The organism is Salinibacillus aidingensis (assembly GCF_055393355.1).
The window spans coordinates 3324654-3343570 of record NZ_AP043759.1; the positions used below are offsets into that span (position 1 = coordinate 3324654).

15 protein-coding genes and 1 tRNA gene are annotated in these 18917 nt (G+C 32.6%); 4 read left to right on the forward strand and 12 right to left on the reverse strand.

The genetic code is table 11. The annotated features are described in order from the left end of the window. Positions 1 to 71: 71 nt before the first annotated feature. The 6 genes from ACZ5OK_RS17010 to ACZ5OK_RS17035 form a co-directional block, all read right to left on the reverse strand. Positions 72 to 3026, reverse strand: a complete 2955-nt coding sequence (locus tag ACZ5OK_RS17010) for a DEAD/DEAH box helicase family protein (protein ID WP_343844002.1) — start codon at positions 3024 to 3026, stop codon at positions 72 to 74. Continuing rightward, positions 3017 to 4591 (reverse strand): site-specific DNA-methyltransferase, encoded by a 1575-nt coding sequence (locus ACZ5OK_RS17015; RefSeq protein WP_343844093.1) that lies wholly within the window; start codon positions 4589 to 4591, stop codon positions 3017 to 3019. Before ACZ5OK_RS17015 ends, ACZ5OK_RS17010 begins: the two co-directional genes overlap by 10 nt. Positions 4592 to 4701: 110 nt before the next feature. Beyond that, positions 4702 to 5094 (reverse strand): DUF6262 family protein, encoded by a 393-nt coding sequence (locus ACZ5OK_RS17020; RefSeq protein WP_343844005.1) that lies wholly within the window; start codon positions 5092 to 5094, stop codon positions 4702 to 4704. A gap of 2 nt (positions 5095 to 5096) precedes the next feature. Next, positions 5097 to 6977, reverse strand: coding sequence for a tyrosine-type recombinase/integrase (locus ACZ5OK_RS17025; protein ID WP_343844007.1), 1881 nt, complete (start codon positions 6975 to 6977; stop codon positions 5097 to 5099). Further along, on the reverse strand, positions 6974 to 8770 hold the full coding sequence (locus ACZ5OK_RS17030) for a tyrosine-type recombinase/integrase (RefSeq protein WP_343844009.1): 1797 nt from the start codon (positions 8768 to 8770) through the stop codon (positions 6974 to 6976). Before ACZ5OK_RS17030 ends, ACZ5OK_RS17025 begins: the two co-directional genes overlap by 4 nt. Further along, positions 8748 to 9875, reverse strand: coding sequence for a tyrosine-type recombinase/integrase (locus ACZ5OK_RS17035; protein WP_343844011.1), 1128 nt, complete (start codon positions 9873 to 9875; stop codon positions 8748 to 8750). Before ACZ5OK_RS17035 ends, ACZ5OK_RS17030 begins: the two co-directional genes overlap by 23 nt. Before the next feature lie 992 nt (positions 9876 to 10867). On the opposite strand from ACZ5OK_RS17035, the gene ACZ5OK_RS17040 reads away from it, so the two are divergent. Further along, positions 10868 to 11449: a DUF3238 domain-containing protein gene (locus ACZ5OK_RS17040; protein ID WP_343844013.1), complete on the forward strand. Its 582-nt coding sequence runs from the start codon at positions 10868 to 10870 to the stop codon at positions 11447 to 11449. A gap of 509 nt (positions 11450 to 11958) precedes the next feature. Here the strand turns inward: ACZ5OK_RS17040 and ACZ5OK_RS17045 are convergent. The 3 genes from ACZ5OK_RS17045 to ACZ5OK_RS17055 all read right to left on the reverse strand — a co-directional run bounded on the left by ACZ5OK_RS17045 (position 11959) and on the right by ACZ5OK_RS17055 (position 14547). After that, positions 11959 to 12621: an MOSC domain-containing protein gene (locus ACZ5OK_RS17045; protein WP_343844096.1), complete on the reverse strand. Its 663-nt coding sequence runs from the start codon at positions 12619 to 12621 to the stop codon at positions 11959 to 11961. 200 nt (positions 12622 to 12821) lie between these two features. After that, complete coding sequence (locus tag ACZ5OK_RS17050) at positions 12822 to 13298, reverse strand: DinB family protein (protein ID WP_343844016.1); 477 nt, start codon at positions 13296 to 13298, stop codon at positions 12822 to 12824. A gap of 16 nt (positions 13299 to 13314) precedes the next feature. Further along, a complete protein-coding gene (locus ACZ5OK_RS17055; protein ID WP_343844018.1) occupies positions 13315 to 14547 on the reverse strand; it encodes an MFS transporter in 1233 nt (410 codons plus the stop codon). 130 nt (positions 14548 to 14677) lie between these two features. On the opposite strand from ACZ5OK_RS17055, the gene ACZ5OK_RS17060 reads away from it, so the two are divergent. Then, complete coding sequence (locus tag ACZ5OK_RS17060) at positions 14678 to 15262, forward strand: CGNR zinc finger domain-containing protein (protein WP_343844021.1); 585 nt, start codon at positions 14678 to 14680, stop codon at positions 15260 to 15262. Positions 15263 to 16199: 937 nt separating this feature from the next. Here ACZ5OK_RS17060 and ACZ5OK_RS17065 read toward each other — a convergent pair. Genes ACZ5OK_RS17065 through ACZ5OK_RS17075 form a run of 3 tightly spaced genes read right to left on the reverse strand, consistent with a single transcriptional unit; the run spans position 16200 to position 17102 of the window. Beyond that, a complete protein-coding gene (locus ACZ5OK_RS17065) occupies positions 16200 to 16427 on the reverse strand; it encodes a hypothetical protein (RefSeq protein ID WP_343844023.1) in 228 nt (75 codons plus the stop codon). A 21-nt stretch (positions 16428 to 16448) separates the two neighbouring features. Further along, positions 16449 to 16877: a sigma-70 family RNA polymerase sigma factor gene (locus ACZ5OK_RS17070; RefSeq protein ID WP_464758235.1), complete on the reverse strand. Its 429-nt coding sequence runs from the start codon at positions 16875 to 16877 to the stop codon at positions 16449 to 16451. A gap of 21 nt (positions 16878 to 16898) precedes the next feature. Then, entirely contained in the window at positions 16899 to 17102 is a 204-nt protein-coding gene (locus ACZ5OK_RS17075) for a hypothetical protein (RefSeq protein WP_343844027.1), read from the reverse strand. A gap of 354 nt (positions 17103 to 17456) precedes the next feature. Here ACZ5OK_RS17075 and ACZ5OK_RS17080 point away from each other — a divergent pair, with 354 nt between their 5' ends. Then, positions 17457 to 18194: a hypothetical protein gene (locus ACZ5OK_RS17080; RefSeq protein ID WP_343844030.1), complete on the forward strand. Its 738-nt coding sequence runs from the start codon at positions 17457 to 17459 to the stop codon at positions 18192 to 18194. Positions 18195 to 18712: 518 nt separating this feature from the next. Then, a tRNA-Cys gene (locus tag ACZ5OK_RS17085) sits at positions 18713 to 18784 on the forward strand. Positions 18785 to 18917 lie beyond the last annotated feature (133 nt).

Genomic DNA, 18917 nt, shown 5'->3' on the forward strand with positions numbered 1-18917 from the left:
CTGAAGATAAATTAAAAGCAGTAGATAAACTCTAATATAAACCCCACAATGATAATCATTGTGGGGGCAGCCTATTTAATCCCAAGATCATCAAAAACAATATCTAAATATGATCTACCATCAAATAACATACTTCTATTTCCGTTCTCATCATATTTATGCCAATTTAACCTTAAGATATTTTTAGTGACCAAGTTATTGTAGACCCATTGAGAATCTTCATTTCTTGTACTTCTTGACTTCTCTTTCCCAAAGTCTGAACTATCTCTTAATATTATATATGAGTGAACTTCAATCTCTTTTTTGTATTTATTTTGTAGTAATTCTTCCAATTTTACTAATTGGTTTTCTGGTAATGATTTAATTCCTAAATTAACCTTATCGTTTTCTGATAAAGTATCTTCATTAATTATTCCCTTTTGGCCTTTTGGGTCAAAAAATACTATCTGTATTTTATCTTCTTCTTTATCTTCTACCCATAAAACAAAGTCTGGATAATATACTCCTTCATCATTTTCCAAATATATGCCTATTGATTTCAATGATTGTACATTTCTTAATAAATAGAAATCATAATTATCTTTTCCATCAAAATTTGTACTAATATATTGATTAATGTCTCTAAAAAATTTGACCTCTCCTTGATTCAAGAAATCTGGTGATATAGTTAGGCCATGATCATCTTTAAACAATGGTTCATAAATATGGTAACTTGAGTTTATTTCTAGATTATTCTTTATTTGCTTTTTTTGATTATCTAGATCATTTATAAATTCTAATTTTTGCTCATAACTATCAAATGTTTTTGTCACTCTGTATTCATAAATAATATCACCATCTGATTGTTTATCACTAGATTGTTGTTCAATGGATGATTTTAGAGTATAGTTTCTTGAATTAATATTATAATTAATTTTATTCTTTAATTTATTTATTACATCAGTTATCACTGAAAAGGCGATTTTTTCAATTGCTTCGATTGTAAATTTTATATCCTTTTTATTAAACCTTAATTCAGCAACTAATCCTAAAATATCATTTAAGTTACACTTTCTAAACTTATTGTCATTTGGCGAATATAGTTGCAATTCATTATCTTTAGAGGTTTCATCTATTAAATTTTGTATTTCACTTTTATTTATAAAGTCATTATAATTAAGCAAATATTCACGAAAATCGATAACGACATCTTGTTCTTCTCTATCTTTATTATTTCTATAGTCCAATGAAAATTTAACTCTGTTTAATTCATGTATATATTCTATGAATTCGTCATAATAACTATAAGTAATTTTACCGTTATCGATAATCACTTTTTTTGTATCTATGTCCTTCTTGGATAGGTTAAATATAGGAAGTCTATTAGCGTATTTACTAAATTCGACTTTGGTTCCACTTCCTAACTTTACTACTTTTGGATCCACTTCGATAGATATTGTATGAGTATGTTCGATTTCCTTAGAAACATCCTCAATAAAAGTCTCTAAGTAATTTTTTTTAAGAGAAAATACATTAAGAGTCTCTAATTTTCTAACTACATATCTGTCATCGGAATTATCCAATTCTTCTTGATCATGGAATGCTCTTTTCCCGTCATTGTAAATTCCTTTAAGCCGTACTCCTCTACCAAATATTTGTATAATTTTGTTACCCTTTGATGACCCTAGGTTAATTAACCCTATTACCGATACTCTAAAACTGTTCCAACCCTCTGCAAATTTCCTACTACCTATTAATACGGTAATAGGACTTTCTACAAAATCGATATTTTGAAATAAATACTTACTATCAATAATTTGAATGTTTCTTTTTTCAACTTTGGGATGTTCAATGTCATTAAAAAATTGATCTCCATTTCCTACATTTATTATCCCCCAAAATTCACCATCACCATAAGATAGAAGAATTTCATCATCAACACTATTACATCTTGTAAGTCGCAAATTACCTTGAATATCATTATTAAAAACATTTAAATATTTTTTGCGCTCATCATTAGATAAATTAGCAAGATAACTAATAACTTTAGAGATATCAGAAACTTCATCGTTTTTACCTTCATCGCTGACATTATTTACAGTATTACCCATAAAGGCTAATAAAGGTTTGTCAGGGAATTTACTTCCAAATAGGGTTGAAGAATATTGATCAAAATTATTAAAAAGACCTAATTTTTCTTCAAAGACATTAAAAGTTGCGTCAAGGTTATCCTTTTCACCTACTACAACATCAGGATTTATCTCCTGAAATGAGTATGCTTTGCCATATCCATCCTTATAAAACAATTTGTAGTTATAATCATATACTATAGTATTTTCATAGTCTTTCTGAATATCATTATTAAGATTATGATATGTGGCTGAATACTCAAAAAGGAAACTTTCATTTGAGTTCATTTCATTTCTCAATTGTTTAAATTTACCTTCTTTACTAGCACTTAAACCTATATGCCCTTCATCAACTAAAATTAACCTTTTAGTCGTACTATTTTCGGATAAATAAAAGTAGTTTTTGGGTTTCTGTAATAGTGCACCGGTAGTTTCAATTACCAGATCAATTTTATTATTATATTCTTTATTTAATTCATTTATAAAAGGAATTAATTCTCTCTTATGCTGCTCAATTAAATTAACACCGGGCGTTGTCAATATAATCTGAACCTTATCAAACCTCTTTAACTTTGTAAGGTATTGAAGTATATTAATGTGCATTAATATTGTTTTTCCACTTCCAGTTGCCATCCAATATGCAAGCATTTTTTCAAAATGCTTTTTATTATAGTATTCTCTAAAATACTTTTCGGTAAAATACAACGCCATAATTTGATAATACCTTAAAGAAATATCATTTTTAGTTAGACGATTATAATGTTTTACAAGTTGTTTAATTTCTTTGAATATTTTATTACTTAAGCCCAAATCCTTACTATATTCCTCAATTAACCTTTGATTGTCCGGTTGCCTTGTATCTATTCCTACTTCTCCGAAAATATCTTCTTTAATTTGATTATATAACCTTAATTCCATAATAATCCCTCATCAAAATCAGAATTAGTAATTACTTTTGTTTCAATATCCAATTTTCTTTGATCAATATCATAGTTAACTTCGATTTGATCAATATTATCATAATCCGAGATTATCTTTTTTATGTTATTCGTATCATCTTCTCCTAACGCTATTTCCCTAAAAATGATTAATTTATTACTAGTCTTTAATATCGCATATAATTTACCAGATATATTTTTATAACTTAGACTTTCAATTATATAGCCTTTTAAATAACAATAAGTTTCAACAAAATCAATCTTTTTGTCATTGTTACCTTTTCCATGAGTATAAACATTACTAAATGGCTTGGATATATCGAAATTACTTCTTACATAATTTTCTTCAGGACGGAATAAATACTTTTTAGGTATACTTGCTGGCACTTCCACTTCCTTATACAACCGTAGGTTATCTAATATATCTTCATATTGTTCTAATTCATGGTATTTTACAATACCACTCCCGTTCCAACCAACTTTTGAGGAAATCCCCGTACTGTCCCCTGATAAAACACTTTTCATTCTTTTTAATGTTTTATCTTCAAAATATTCACCCATCTCAATTGCAATTGACTTTCGTTTCATTTTAACAGCAGTTGCTGCAGTTGTTGCTGAGCCTGCGAAGAAATCTAGAACAGTATCACCTTCATTGGTTGCTAACTTTATTAATCTATACAAGAGATGTTCAGGCTTTTTACCTCTCGGTAAAGTAACATTGCCTTCGTTAAATAAATCGGCTTTAGGTATATCTGAATGTGCCCATAAATCGGTAATCTTATTAGTTTTTATTACCTTGCCTCCATCAACAAATGCTGATTCTTTTAGCCAAGCAAATAGTTCATTGTTAAAATAATAATTTTGTACTTCTTTTCCAGCATATTTCCCCCTACTAGGGATATACTCAACAGAATACAAATGATCTTTATCCATGTTTGATATCAGGTAATGTTGAAATTCATTTTCCTTCTGCACAAGGAATGTTCTGAATACATTTTCAAAGTTATCAACATATTCTTTTTCTATCTCATCTTTTCGATTTTTAAAGTCTCTTAAAGAAATTGTTTCAAACTTATGGTTTGTATGTTTATATATTTTAACTGGAAGATTATTAGACTTTGCATTGAATTCCTTTACTAACTCTTTTTGACCTTCATCGATAAGAATCTTATTATACCTTTTCATTGTGTCTTTTTCTAATGGTCTGTCGTGACCAACAAAGTTTAAATTTGATTTATTTAAAGAGTAGAACAATACATATTCTTTTGTATTTACAATAGAGCCACCCTGACCTAGCCCTGCACTTCCTGACCTTTCATATGCAATAGAACCTACAAATGCTTCTTCACCAAACATCTCATCCATTAGTAACTTTAGATTAAATGCTTCTTCATCATCGATACTTACAAAGATAGAACCATCTTTGTGCAAGAGGTCTTTTGCTATTGCAAGTCGTGATTCCATAAAGGTTAACCAAGTTGAATGTTTGAAGTCATCTTTGTATAAAAAGTCTCCACCAGTGTTATAAGGAGGATCAATATTTATATATAGTTAAGTAAAATAAATCAATATAAAATAATAACTTTATCTTTGAACACAGTGTTTAAAGTGTAAGAAATAACCACCTTCATTTGTTTTAAAGGCGGTTAAAATAATCAATATTTATATGCTTGTTGAAGCTGAATTTTAAGTTGCTTATTTTCTTCATCCAGCTTTTCAAATTTGTCTTTCCACAATTCATCCTTCTGATATTGCTTGATCTCTTTTTCTAATTCTTTGATTTTACGTTTTTGCGATTCAATTATTACGTCTTTCGCATCCTTTGTTTGTGTCTTTTTAATTGATGATTTTCGATGCTGTTCGATTACTTCTCTGATTTCCTCGTTATTATAAACAAAAGATTTAGATACGCCTGCTTTTTGATAGACACTATAAAAAGTAATTTTTTCATCACATTCAATCATTTTATTAATTGTTTCAATCACCATTTGCTTTTTTTCTTCTGTCTTTTCCTTTGCCATAGAAACAATCTTACTTGTGTTTTTCACTTTTAAGCACCTCGCTTTTCAATTGAGGTAATAATCTTTTCTAATGCTTCAACTAAGTCCTCATTCACTTGGAGAACACGTTCGAAACCATTTATTTTAGCCATTTCAACATTGCTTTTTGCTTCTGAAAGTTGGTACTTAAATAGGTCAATGTTCTTCGGATCAGGTTTAAACATCGCACACGTATAACAGGCGTTTGCGTGGGTACATTTCCCTGATGATATAGGCTTTGCACATCGACCATTTGGAAGTGGGATTTCAGCTTTATCCTCCTCATTCACCTGTATAACAGCTTCTTTTTTGCCTATGTTTTGAATCATTTGATCTTGGTAGTTTAGGAGGTCTTGCATGGCATCTGTCATTGTTTCTTCAAGAATTTCGATATAGTGACGGATAGCTCCCAAAGATTTTTGTCCCAAAAGAATCCTTATAACATTTGGTGACATTCCCAGATTAGCGTATTTAGTTGCTAAAGTACCTCGGAAGTGGTGAGATTTTATTCTTACTAAGTTGCCATTGCTATCACATATATCATGTTTTTTAACCAATTGATTCAAATGATAAGAAAAAGTATCTTTGCTAATTGGTCTAATGGCATCTTGCATGAAAACATACTTTACCTTATCTCCATATTGCTCTTGACTATATTTAATCGCTTTCTGAATTGCCATTGCTATGTCTTTCTTTATTGGGACTCGATTCCAGTCCTGTGTTTTCTCTTGAAGATATTCAAGTAGAAAATCTTTATCCGTATCCTGTTTCAAACAGTCCTTTTTAAGATTACAAAGCTCGCTAATCCGCATTCCAACGTTTTGTAAAACGAAAACCATTCTGGCAATCTGAACGGGTAGATGCTCTAAGTTTTTATTTATTTGAGTAAGTACATTATCATCATAAAACCTCGGTAATACTTTATATTTCTTTTTAACATCATCGGAAAGAAGTAAGGTCTGTTTAGGTGCTTCATCCCAACCAAAAAGAGTACACGTTTCAAAGAATGTCTTTACAGCTCCGATTCTTGACGATTGCGTTCTTGGCTTTAAGTTGCTATTCAAATTAATAAATGCAAGATAGTCTTCAATTACAGCTCGATTTAATTGTGCAACCGATTGGATGTCAGGATGAAACTCATTAAGGTGTTCGCAAAGTAGATTGATGCCTTTCAAATCATCCACGCAGGTAGAATACCTCTTAGTCTTTAACCTCTCTAACGTGTATTTCTTTGCTATTTCTCTTATTTTTTCTTGAACAATTTTTTCAAAGGAAAGGCTATATCTTGGTCTTGAAGGATCAAACCCTTGAATTTTAAATGGTAGTTCACGTATATCCCATTTGTCTTTAACGAAAAAATCCTTTGATTGACTGGATTCTTTATATTGTTCGTGTATGAATTGATGCAAGTTCTTAAAGAAACGTAAATATGTTGTGGGAGTTTTATAATTCCTGTATTCCATGTCCTCTGTCAAAGCATTGTTCGTTTCTGTATGTGTTTTATATCCGTTGCTGATTAGGAATTGAGAGAAAGACTTTAATGTTTCCTCTTTTTCTAACTCAATAAAACTACCTACCTCTTTCAATTGCTCATTTATATACTTAATGGTTAAATTAACCCCACCCACATCTGTCACAAAGGAAGTTATTAACCTTTTCATGTTTTCAATGTAGTGTTGACAATAATATTTTATTTCATTTGCAAATACGTCTTTTTTCATAGCCGTAAAATCAATTATATGCTTTCTATTTGCTATGAATTTCTTTTGATTTTCATTTAATTGATTAAATTGTGGATGCTCTGTTAAGTCCCATAGATCTTGCTTGTAAAAGTCAAACAGGGGATACCTTTTAATATTCGCTTTTTGGTCAAGTGAATTATTTATAATCATGATGTAAGCACCTCATTATCGTCTTGCAGTTTTTCAATAATTGTTTCAAGATTATCTTTTACCTCTTCATTCGTTTCTACTTGCCTTTGCCAACCTTGTTGTTTCGCATAGTCAATAAGGCTACAAACACTTTCGTAATGCTTTTTATGAATAGGGAGAAATTCCTTGCTCGTTCTAAATTCCCCACAAGTTAAGCATGAATTGGCATGAGGACATTTGCCCATTGCAACAGGTAATGAACACATACCGTTAGGGAGCATTTGAGCATTTATGGACTTTTTTAGCCACTCAATTCTTGCAAGATCATCAATATCTATAGATGTATCAATATGAATTGGCATTGATTCACCTTTAATGTTAATGAAATCTTTATGCTTCTTGATTTTTTGCTGATCCAGTATATCAATATAGGAAGCCGACATTTCAATACTATCATGATGCAAAACCTTCTGAACAACGGATGAAGGTATGTCATTTAATATCATTGTCGTTGCTAATGTATGGCGATAATCATGCGGTTTGAACAGATATAACGATCCATTTGGCTTTCTAATTTCTAATTCTTTAAACCACCCTTGCATTCTTTCTCGAAATGTACCTGAAACATATGATTCGAGGTTCGAATTTGGAAAAAGGTATTTTATTTTTGCACCATGCTTTTTTCTTACTGTTTGCTGTTGTTTGGATAACAGTTCATAGAGTGACTTGGGGATAGGATTAACTGCTTCCTTTCTCATTTTTTGGGAATAAAAACGAACAAAAAATCCTTCTTCATTCTTGAATAAAGAACTGACTTTTATGGAACACACCTCACTCACTCGCAATCCTGTTGAATACAGAAGTAGATACATACATGATTCCTGAAAAGGTATCTGGTCTAAAACGCTAAATATTTGTTTGATTACACTATCATCTACTGCCTTATAATTGTGATCTCTACTTGCACTTTTTATATCCTTTGAATAAAATGGGTTACTTGATAAATAACCATTCACAATTAAATACTCAACGAATTTAGTATTTAAAAAGATAAATTGATTAAATGTTTCATTCTTCAATTCCCTTTTATTTAGATTTTCTATAAACCCCTCAACATGGTTGCGTTTTATTTCCGTAAGTTCTTTATCATCCAAGAAGATTAGGAACGCTTTAATGTTATTGTATTTGGTATAAACGGTAGAGATGGCTTTATCTGTTGTTGAGATTAAATATTTCAAATACTTTTTCGCAACTTTTCTATTAAAAGCATTAGGGATTGTATGGAAAGTAATAGTTTGCCTTTTGTTACTCTCAACATTCCTTGAAGCATCAATTCCCATTTCATCAAGTTTCCAAATGTCCTTATCAAATGGATTGTCTCCATTGTATAAATCATTTACATACAAATATGCTCTTTCATAGATTTTCAAATGCACCGATTTGCCATGTATTGAGTGTTCTACCGAAACACCTTTTTTCAGCAAATAATTTCTATATTCATTTTCTACCTCGACAGAAAAGGAGTGAAGGGAGCTTCCTTTTGAAATCTGACTAAAAAAATCAATTAAATGGAATAAGGGTGTTAAATAAGTACCAGATAAGGCTGTTCTTGAAATTTGTTTTAATAAAACTTCTTGAAGGTAATATTTTAGCTCTAATTTTAATGGTTCATTGAGCTTGCTCAAATCAATTAATGACTGTTTTCTCTTTTGGACTTTCTCCCTTACCGCACTGCTTGGATGTTCCTTTAAATCAAATATATCCTTATTATAAAATGGATCTAAGTTTGGCTTATTCATTATTATTACTGTCATTTGCTATCCCCTTTTTCTCGTATAATTCTTGAATTTTCTTTTTCTTATGCTTGTCTGATAAATGAGTATATACGGTTGTGGATTGCACGTTTGTATGTCGTAATCTATCTTTTATTTCAACAACATCCCAACCAGATTCTATTAATTCAGTTCCATGCCCATGCCTACACATATGAGGATGAACGTTAAAGCCAACTTTTTTACTTAACCGATTAAAGAGCTTTTGTATCGTAATTGATTTCATTGGATGACCTTTGTTTTTACCTCGCAAGTTTACAAATAAAAAATTCGTGTCCACGTCAACAAGCTCTTCCACAATGTAATCCGTAATATATTTCATAACATAAGGCGGTACATATAATTCACCTTTAGCTTTATTTTTTACCGTAGCTCCGTTTTCAAGGTTCTCTCTTGGCTGTATTTTGATTTTATTGTTAAATGGCTCTATGTCCTCAATGAATAGCCCAAGTGCTTCACTTAATCGTAGTCCACCTTCAAACAAAACAGCCAGTAAAGCCTTGTCCCTTATCGTGTTGCAGTGTTCTAAAAGTTGATTATATTGTTCTCTTGTGATCGCTTCTACTTCCTTTTGCTCGGTTTTACGGTGAAGTATATTTTTCCTTATCATGTTGGAATTAGGAATTAGTTCATGTAAGAAACTTTTAAACTGCGGGTTCATTCTTTGTTCTTTGTAAACGTCTAATTCAGGAAGTTCATTTCCTTTCGACAAAAACTCATAAAAGCCGAGTACAGCAATAATTATAAGATTGATAGTTTGATTGCTTCGCTTTGCTTCTGGCGGTGACAAATATGATAATTTGTCATTTATTATGGTTGGGTTTTCTAACCAACTTGCAAAGTTTCCCAATATTTCTATTGGATTATTTCCTTCGGAACTGATTTCGTTATAAGAAAGTCCAATCTCATATAGATATTCAAAGTATGCTTTAAGATGATAAGCATAGTTTTTTAACGTGTTTTCTGCCTTATCCGTATTGTCAAGGAATTTTAAGTACCGCTTGATTGGCTCAATCACATTAAATTCATTGTCTAAAAGAAGGTAGCGATATTGATTATTTCCTATGTCGATTTTTTGAACTTTCATGTATTCACCCTCTTAGAATATGTAGTTTAGGTATTTTAAGTATCTAACAATATTCTAACACATATAAAACAAAAAAGGACAGGCATTTTCGCCTATCCTTTAAAAGATTTATGTTTCTATTTATTTATCTTTAACAATATTATTTTCGACCTCGTTTATTGTTTTCCAAACGGTGTTCACTTTCTCTACAGTACGGTGCTGCTCGGCAATAAGAGGGAGTCCAATTACACGACCAGCAGTAAATGTGTATTTTTCTCTTATTTATCTATAAAAAACCACTTGTTGGATTGTTGCTTTAAAATAGAGTTTGATTATAAATACCCCCCAAACCCACATTTTACAATAAATTAAAAGAATCCATTTTGAAAAAAGATTGATTATTTCAGAAAACGGATCTTCCACTAAAGCACTCCTTATTTTAATAACCAATTATTTTCTTTTAATCCGTTCGCATAATTTACTTATCCCAAAAGCAAGTCCGAATAACCCCAAACCAAATAAAAGTCCACCAACTAGAAAAGGAGCGAACATTAAAATTACAAAAGCTGAATTACCAGGCATTATATAAGGTAATAAAAAATAAGATAATACCCCAAAAATAATAAATATCATAGTAAATACCAATGACTTCAGGACAATATTTATTTTATTAAAACATCTACAGGTCGGACATATAAAGATCAACTGAATCTCCTCCCCGATATCAACTGTTTTTATTAACTTCTTTATTAATAGCTTAGCATCTTTACTAAGAAAAACCAAGCAAAATTCTAATCTCCTATTTAGAATAAAATATGTTCCACTTGGAACTACATAACATCGAAAAAAAAACTACGCAACACATTAGATAATTAATTTTTTTATTAGAAAGTTGATTTTTTACATTATTAAAACACTTTTTATAGTAAGAACAGCTAATAAGGCAAACTGGTTAGAGGTGGACCTTTTGCCTTTCATCTCCTGTTCAAATAATATAATGGAGGTTGGTTAGTATGTCAGTACGTTTAAGGTTTCAAACATTTATTCCAGATGATTGGGTAAAATCACCATTCCAGCCATTCCCATATGATTATGTAACTTATGGTGAAGGAGACAATAGAACTTACTTCGATCCATACGGTAGTTACAGAACAAGGTTTAATCTCTATCTTTATTTTGATTCTCACACAATTAATTCGTATAAATACGCAAGCCCGACTAGATTAAAACACGTTCCACTAGATCCCTCAGTGAATGACACATGGTATGAAGAGGGGGAAGCTGATTTAAGCCAATTGGGAATATATAATGTAACATGGAATGGATACGACAGTGTTTCATTCAAGGTTGAACACGATGTTAGTAACGGAATTTTCAATATGTGGTATATGCCAAGTATCAATTATTATGCCGATGTTACTGTCTATAGCGATGGTCGAGTTGTGATGGATAATGGAAGACATGATGGTTTCCCTAGTTACGAATTTTATAAAGACATTGGCAATGGATGGGAAAGAATATTTGAACACGTAGCAAGTGGAGATATTAGTGATTTATATCCACCGGCAGGCCAACCTATTAACGTTGATGATTAATTTATATTCCCACCTCTTTAGAGGTGGGAATATTTATTTAATGCGCTCGACATGGATGTAGACTTTAGGGTGAAAGTCCCGAACAGTGAAGGTAATTGAAGTAGGTAACTTAAGACAAGGCTTTGAAGGGTCACTTCTATAAGATATGGAATAGGTGGGGTTCTGGTGAAGTGTATTGGACCTCCCCCTAGATATGGATACCATGTCGTTACAACTATTAATGGTTTCTGAGCTTGAAGGTTGATTACAGCCACAAAAATGTACCATCTCTGCCAAGTTTTTTACCAGCAGTTTCCACGAAATTTACCATTTACTGTCAATGCATTTACCAATAGTAAAATGTCAAGGATTTTGAAGTGAAAAAGCCTAATCCTCCTTTACCGAGGAATTAGGCTTATGGTCTTCCGCAATCTGCGCCCGATTGTGAAAGACCATTTTCTGTTGAATAGTATATTTTTACTGCGCAGCATATGACTTTGGTTTTTTATATAAAAAGTCTAACGCACCTATTAATGAGTAATAAGTTTATGTAATCGTTTCTCCAAAAACTCTTGCCATTCCTGAGCCAGTTCCGGGACATCTAACACTCTTTGTATTCCTTCAATGTCTTTTGTTTTATGAAAATAGACCTCATTGGCGTATAGAATAGATACTTGTTTTGTACTAGGCTCTAATAATGTAAATTTAGAATCTTTTCTGACCACACCTTCTTCTAAAACACGGAATAAATAGCCTGTGAAACCCGTTTTTATCATCATTTTTAGGAGTAAAGGGTGACCAGTTCTCTTTGTAATTGTACTGCATGGAACCCTACCTTGAGAAACTTGTACAACTGCTTCTCCCAAAAGATAAACGTCTCCTAGGTTAACACTTCCTTCCAACATATTGGTTACTGTTAGATTTTCTCCGAAAGTAGAGGGTGATAAGGTTCTATTAAACTCTTTTTCCCAGAATAGATAATGCTCATATGGATATAGACATACAGCACGGTCAGAACCTCCATGGTTTCTTAAATCGGCGACGCCATCACCCCGAAATCCATCTTTAGTTAAGAAAGCCTCCTCAACAGTTTGCTTGCAAATTCCGGTAGTAATTTCTTTATTAGTCGCATATTTCATTTGCTTGGGTAATCCGATAGAAAAATTTTTAAGTTCTATAACATTATTTCTCATTAATTTTTCACTCACTTTCTGACTTGACTATATTATTATATTACTATATAGTCCTTGGTTAAGGAAATCGGCTTGTCTTTACGTAAGGTTTTGAAAGGTTTGCTGAAATAGTCATCAAGTTAATTTTATTGATAGCACAAACCATCAACTTTAATAATTTTTAAAAAGGCGAACCATCTCAGATGATTCGCCTAGATTGTTCAAGACATTTCTTTAACTAATTTACCTATATTTTTAATCGCCCCAAAATGCATACCTTCATGATACAAACAAAAACTAACAAACTCTTTCACAATTCTTAATTCAAATCCCGTTGATGTAGTGTAGGCCTCCTTAACTTTCTCATCCATCCTTCCTGACAAAGCCAAATTCATCCTGTTTATTTGTTCGCTCAAAACATCAATTAACTCCTTCAGAGACGGTGGCTTCATTTCCCAGTCAGCTGGACTAGTTCCAGTATTAAAAAATGTGGGATAGTTAGATGGAATTTTTGTTTCCTCTCCAGTGAAATGAAACAAGAATTTTTCACCAACTACATATATATGTCCCAAATTCCACTTAATATTATTATTCAATTTATCAGGTACAAGCTCACTCGTAGCTTCTCCCATATCTTTTACAAAATTAATCGTACTTTCTCTTACAAACAATAACTGTTTCAATAGATAGTTTTCCACCACAATCACCCCTCTTTTATTGTGCTTGAACCGTTTTGGTTTGTAAGGTTACTTCTTCCCTCTTCATAAAAAGTGTAATAACAGTACCCAGCGCTAATATTGCTGCTCCCATCCAAAACGCGTTATTATAACTTCCAGAAATAGAACGAAGATACCCACCTAGAAACACACCTAATGCCGCAAAAACTTGATGTAATAACCAACTAAAACCTAGGATACTTCCCATCGCATTTTTACCAAATCGATCACCAATAATACCAGTCACAAGTGGGATAATTGGCATAGAAGCCGTACCGTAAACAATGGCAAATAGATACAATTGCCAGATACCCGGTGCAATTGCTAACCAAATAAATGCAGCTAATCGAATAACATATAGTGCTACTAATAAATTCTTCTTTCCAAATTTATTACTTAATTGTCCCGTCAGCCACATTGAGATGGCGCTTGCTAAAGCTGCGATGCCCAGTAACTGACCTCCTAGTGATGTAGATCCACCTAAGTCAACAGCAAACTTTGGAAGATGCATCGTTACAAAGTATAAAGTGAAACCACATGATGCAAAACCTAAACTTGCAATCCAGAAATGACTGCTTCGTAATGCCTCAGATAACAATGCGCTTTTTGTTGATGAAACAGAAGACGTCTCATCTCCATCAGGAAACTGACCGACATCTTGTGGATTATTTTTAACCAAAGACAATACTAAAGGTACCACCACTACAAGAATTATTAATCCTAGTACTACAAATGCAGTACGAAAGCCAGTATTAGCAATTAAGAAACCAGTCAGCGGTAATAGAACAAGTTGACCAATATTCATTCCCATCGAACTTCTGGAGAGCATTTTTGCTCTTTTTTTCATATACCAACGCGATACTAATACTGAATTAGCCATCGACCCACACCCAGCAAAACCAATAGCCGTCAACACACCGTAATAGACAAAAAATTGCCACACTTGTGTGATCGTTGCAGACAGTAAAAATGCTATACCCATCAACGCTACACTACTAGAAATAACAGACTTAGGTCCAAACCGATCAATTAACCTCCCCGCAATCGGTTGAAAAACTCCCCAAGTAATCATATTTAGAGACACCGCCAAACTTAGGATCGTTAAATCCCAACCAAAGGCAGTATGTAAAGGCTCAAAAAATTGGCCAGCTGTTAAATTTAAACCAAAAGCCCCCATCAGTGTAATGAATGCAACCAGAACAACACGGTTACCTAAAAAAGATTGTTGCATTAGAATCCCTCCCGTTTTTCATTAACCATTAATTAATGGTTTTAATGGTTAATAATATACCCATTTAAACTTAACCTGTCAAGTGTGTTATAATAGGTTAACTATAATTTTTATTAAGGGAGTCGTTTTGATGGGAAGTAATACAAAATTTCCACTTTTCTCTGGTCATCTATCATTAGATCTAGTAAATACTGAAGTAGTACGGAATGGGACCCGTATTGACTTACTTACTTCGCCCGAAGATTTGATTACGTGGATCCACACCATGGACAAGAAAGGTATTTTATCGCACAAACAAATTTCAGGAAACATGGAAGAATGGGCTATTGATGCTTTACCGTTGATTAAAAACATTCGCTTGTCCTTACGAAAGGTATATGAAGGTTTCGCGGATGGAAAAAAACCTAAAGAAAATTGGATTAATAATCTAGAATCCCTAATTGAAAAAGCTCCATTTACTTACCAATTAGAAGAAAATGTTTTGATAGCAAAACCGATTGGTAAGCCAGAAGATGCTCTGATTGCACTATTAGCTTATGATGCTATAAAGCTTTTTGCTGAAAATAAATTATCCAACATGCATCGTTGTGCAAATCCGGATTGTGTTCTATTATTTATGGATACAAGAGGAAGGCGAAAATGGTGTTCAATGAAAATATGTGGTAATCGAAAAAAAGTTACCCGCCATCAAAAACGTAAAAACTTACAAGAGTAACCTCATTTAAAGTCAAATGGTATTTTCAAATAGAAATGGTATGAGTAAAAGAAAGGATTGTCGATAAGGACAATCTTTTCTTGCCAACGTATAGAATTTCTTTCAAATCTGTATATCTTAATATCTATATAACCTACTTCGCATATATTAAAAACGTCAGCTACATAAGAATGTAGAACTTACTGTAAAATACTCAAAGTTAAATAAGTAGTTTTACTCAACAATCTGCCCCCAAGTAGAAATCGATCACTTATAAATAAAAAACTATTCCCTTTAAGTACATTCTGTCACAAAAGAAGTTTTTTATTAGTCTACTACGTAATACAAGAGTTAGTTTGTCCCGTTTGCGAGACTGACCTTATTGAAAATCAATCAAATTTTTAAAACATTTTTGATTCTCAAAAATACGTTTTATATCTTTTATACCAGAAGGATTGAAGTGGTAAACAGTCTGTCATTCTTTGGTACATTTTTTTTATCATTTGCTGGTAAATGCCATGTCAGAGGTGGTACATTTCAATGGCTGTAATCAAAGGTCGTCCTTAAAATTCACTTTAGTACTAGTACTTTATCAAACTAATAAGTTATACACACACCAAACCATAATGGGTTTGGTGTGTGATAATATTAAAAATAAAATAAAAATAAATAACGCCCAAAGATACTTGGTAAAGTGACTTAGGGTATACATAATACTCCACAGAGACTTTGAAGTTAAATAACTGAATTCTAATGTTATTTTTGCCAAGTGTTAACCAGCCACTCGTCTCATTTTAAATATCTAAAATGAATGACTTATTTTGGTTATCGGCAAAAATCGTAAAAAAACAGCGTGAAAGAAGTTGTAATATCTCTCACACTGTTTCTATCCTTCATTTATTTTTCTATAATAAAGCATCAAATTTTCCCTCAAACAATCTGTTTCAAATTTCTCGGATTAAATTGCCTGGACAAAATCCCAAAAACCTGGGCTGTCTTTTCGTTCAAACAACCGAATTTTTTCAATGATTTTTATTATTATCTCCTGTTCCAGATCTTCGCGTTCTTGATATGCCGTGTTCCTAATGCTACTTTTTATTCTCGGGGTTAATTCCTCAATTACTTGCTTAACTTCCTCATTTTTCAAGTAATCCCCAGAGTTTTGCATCCGGCATTCGGAAGACATTCTATCACCCTTTCTATTATTTCATGTTTCTCTTTTTCCACTATTTTTCGACTCTAAACCTAAATGTTTGCGAAGTTTTTTAAGTGCTTGTTGATGGAGTTTCGATATGTTCTGAGGTGATTCATTATATAAATGGGCAATTTCCTTATTAGAAAGGTTGTCTACATAAAAGTGTTTGAGTACTGATCTTTGTTTTTCTGTTAGTGTATCGATTGCATTGTATAGCGCTGAGGATGTAACGAAATCTTTTAAATCCTGCGCATTATGCTTTACAAATAATTCCTCAAAATCAGGATGTTCCATCGTTAATAGGCTTCCAACTGTCTCACCATCTTCTTCATCGCATAATGGCTTGTCAACAATCAAAGGAAACCGTTCACTTAGCTTTCGGCGCTTTTTATCATAGTCAATAGATTGGTAACGAATTAAGGTGATTAAATATTTCATCATCCTGGCTTTCTGATAATATTGCTAAAATACCTCGTCAAGTTTATTACAATTTAGATCTGTTGGAAATTCGATAGCATTATTAAGAAGTTCTATATTGGTTGGTTCATCTAAAAAAGCCTTCATTACTGGTTCATCTAAGACTTTGTGGATCTGCCGACTAATATCACTATTTACATGGTCATAGGAGTTCCTTACTGTTCTACTAGCTTCTTTTTTAGTTTTCAAAACAATCCCTCCTATATTTTAAAGTGAAATGAATATCGCTTTTATCAACTATATTAAGATTTTTTGAAATTTTTGTCAGAATGTCGTGAAGTGGTTGATAAAAGTAGTATCTATTTCACTGTTATTAGTAACACGATCCATAAGGAGGTGTCTTCAAATGAAAAAAATTTATCCAAGTGGTTGACAAGCAGGAAAACGAATTCACTTTACAATATAAGAAAGCAGAAAGGAGGTAGAAATAAAGTACAATTGATTACGGTTGATTTTTCATCAAGGCTGAGTTTTTCAAGTTGTCAAGGAAGTCGATTCAAACGTTTAACTTTAATAAATTAAAGCTTATAAGGAGGAACATTAATGGATAAGTCTAAAAGCAGATTCATGACTCTGCAACAAGCAAAGAATATTGCAGGTGATCTGAAGCAAAGTGATCTAGTGAAGGACAGGATTGGTGAAAGCAGTTCGGTATCACCAACGGTTGCTGTTACCGAACTGGTTGTAGATGGAGAGTTATACTTCAAGTTAGTAACAGCGTATTACTATGTTAATGAAGAATTACAGTTGCTAGTAGCAGAAGCAAAGGACCATAATAACAATACTGTTGAATTTACAGAAAAGATTTGGGAATATGATCGTAAAAGTGATTTGTATAATCATAAAAAATATGTCAACAATGAGCTAACTGTTCGAGACCTTCTAGAAGGAGGTTATGGGAAACCAAACGAGATTGCAGAATTTGAAGACGCAAAACGTTTTGAGGGAAATATAGAACCACTAGATAACGATACCGCTGCGGGGGCTTGCGTTTTTGAGGACCCTCCATTTGGTGTAGAGCCTTGTTGCTTATTCGGAGGAGTTCAATACAACTATTGTGGTAAGTATTGTGGTGTTGGTCATGATGCCGGCGGTGGTGGTGCTGTAAACGCATGCGATGTTTGTTGCTACTTCCATGATACTTGTCTAATTGAAAATTCGGATCCTTGTCCTTGCCATGCAAACCTGCTCGATTGCTATGGACGTAACTCTTGCCCAGGTGATACAACAATGGGTCTCGGAATCAGAGTTCAGGCCACACTTGATGGATGTTATTTTTAATAAAAACAGTTTAGTTTAGATTTGATATAATTACTTAGGTCAGAAAGCTCTCTTCGCTTTCTGGCCTTTCAAAGATTAGTTAATACAGGTTAAATTAAGCCATTTGAGACATCATTAAGAGAAAACCTATTACCAATCCGCTACCAATAGATAGTATTGTTCTATTTTCCTTCCGAAACGAAAAACAATTGTAAAATTAAAGTCCTATGATGGTGATTATATTTTATTCTGTGTTTTTACATATAGCAACCAAACCAAATACGATAGATAATGCCAAAAAGAAGTATACCAATGAAACTATAATCGCAAAGTTAATTCTAATGGAACCGGATATAGCTCCGAAGATTTCAGCGTTAGCATTAGCAGTAGGTTCATGTCCTTACATCATATAAGTTCAGACCTATGAACATCTAGTAGTAGTAGTGGGGAGTTCTTATATCTCCTCATAATCCTTTTATGTAGGCGTTAAAAAGACACACTATTTTGGAGTAAAAAATTCACCGAATATTTTTTATTGTGGTGGTGTAGCCAAGTGGTTAAGGCAGAGGTCTGCAAAACCTTTATCCTCGGTTCGAATCCGAGTACCACCTTAAAAACTAATATTGACATGCTATTTAATATATGGCGTTAATATCGATATGAAAAGGCTGAACGTAACCACGGTTCGGCCTTTTATAGTGAATCAAAATTATATATGTATAAGTTATTCCAGATATTACAAAT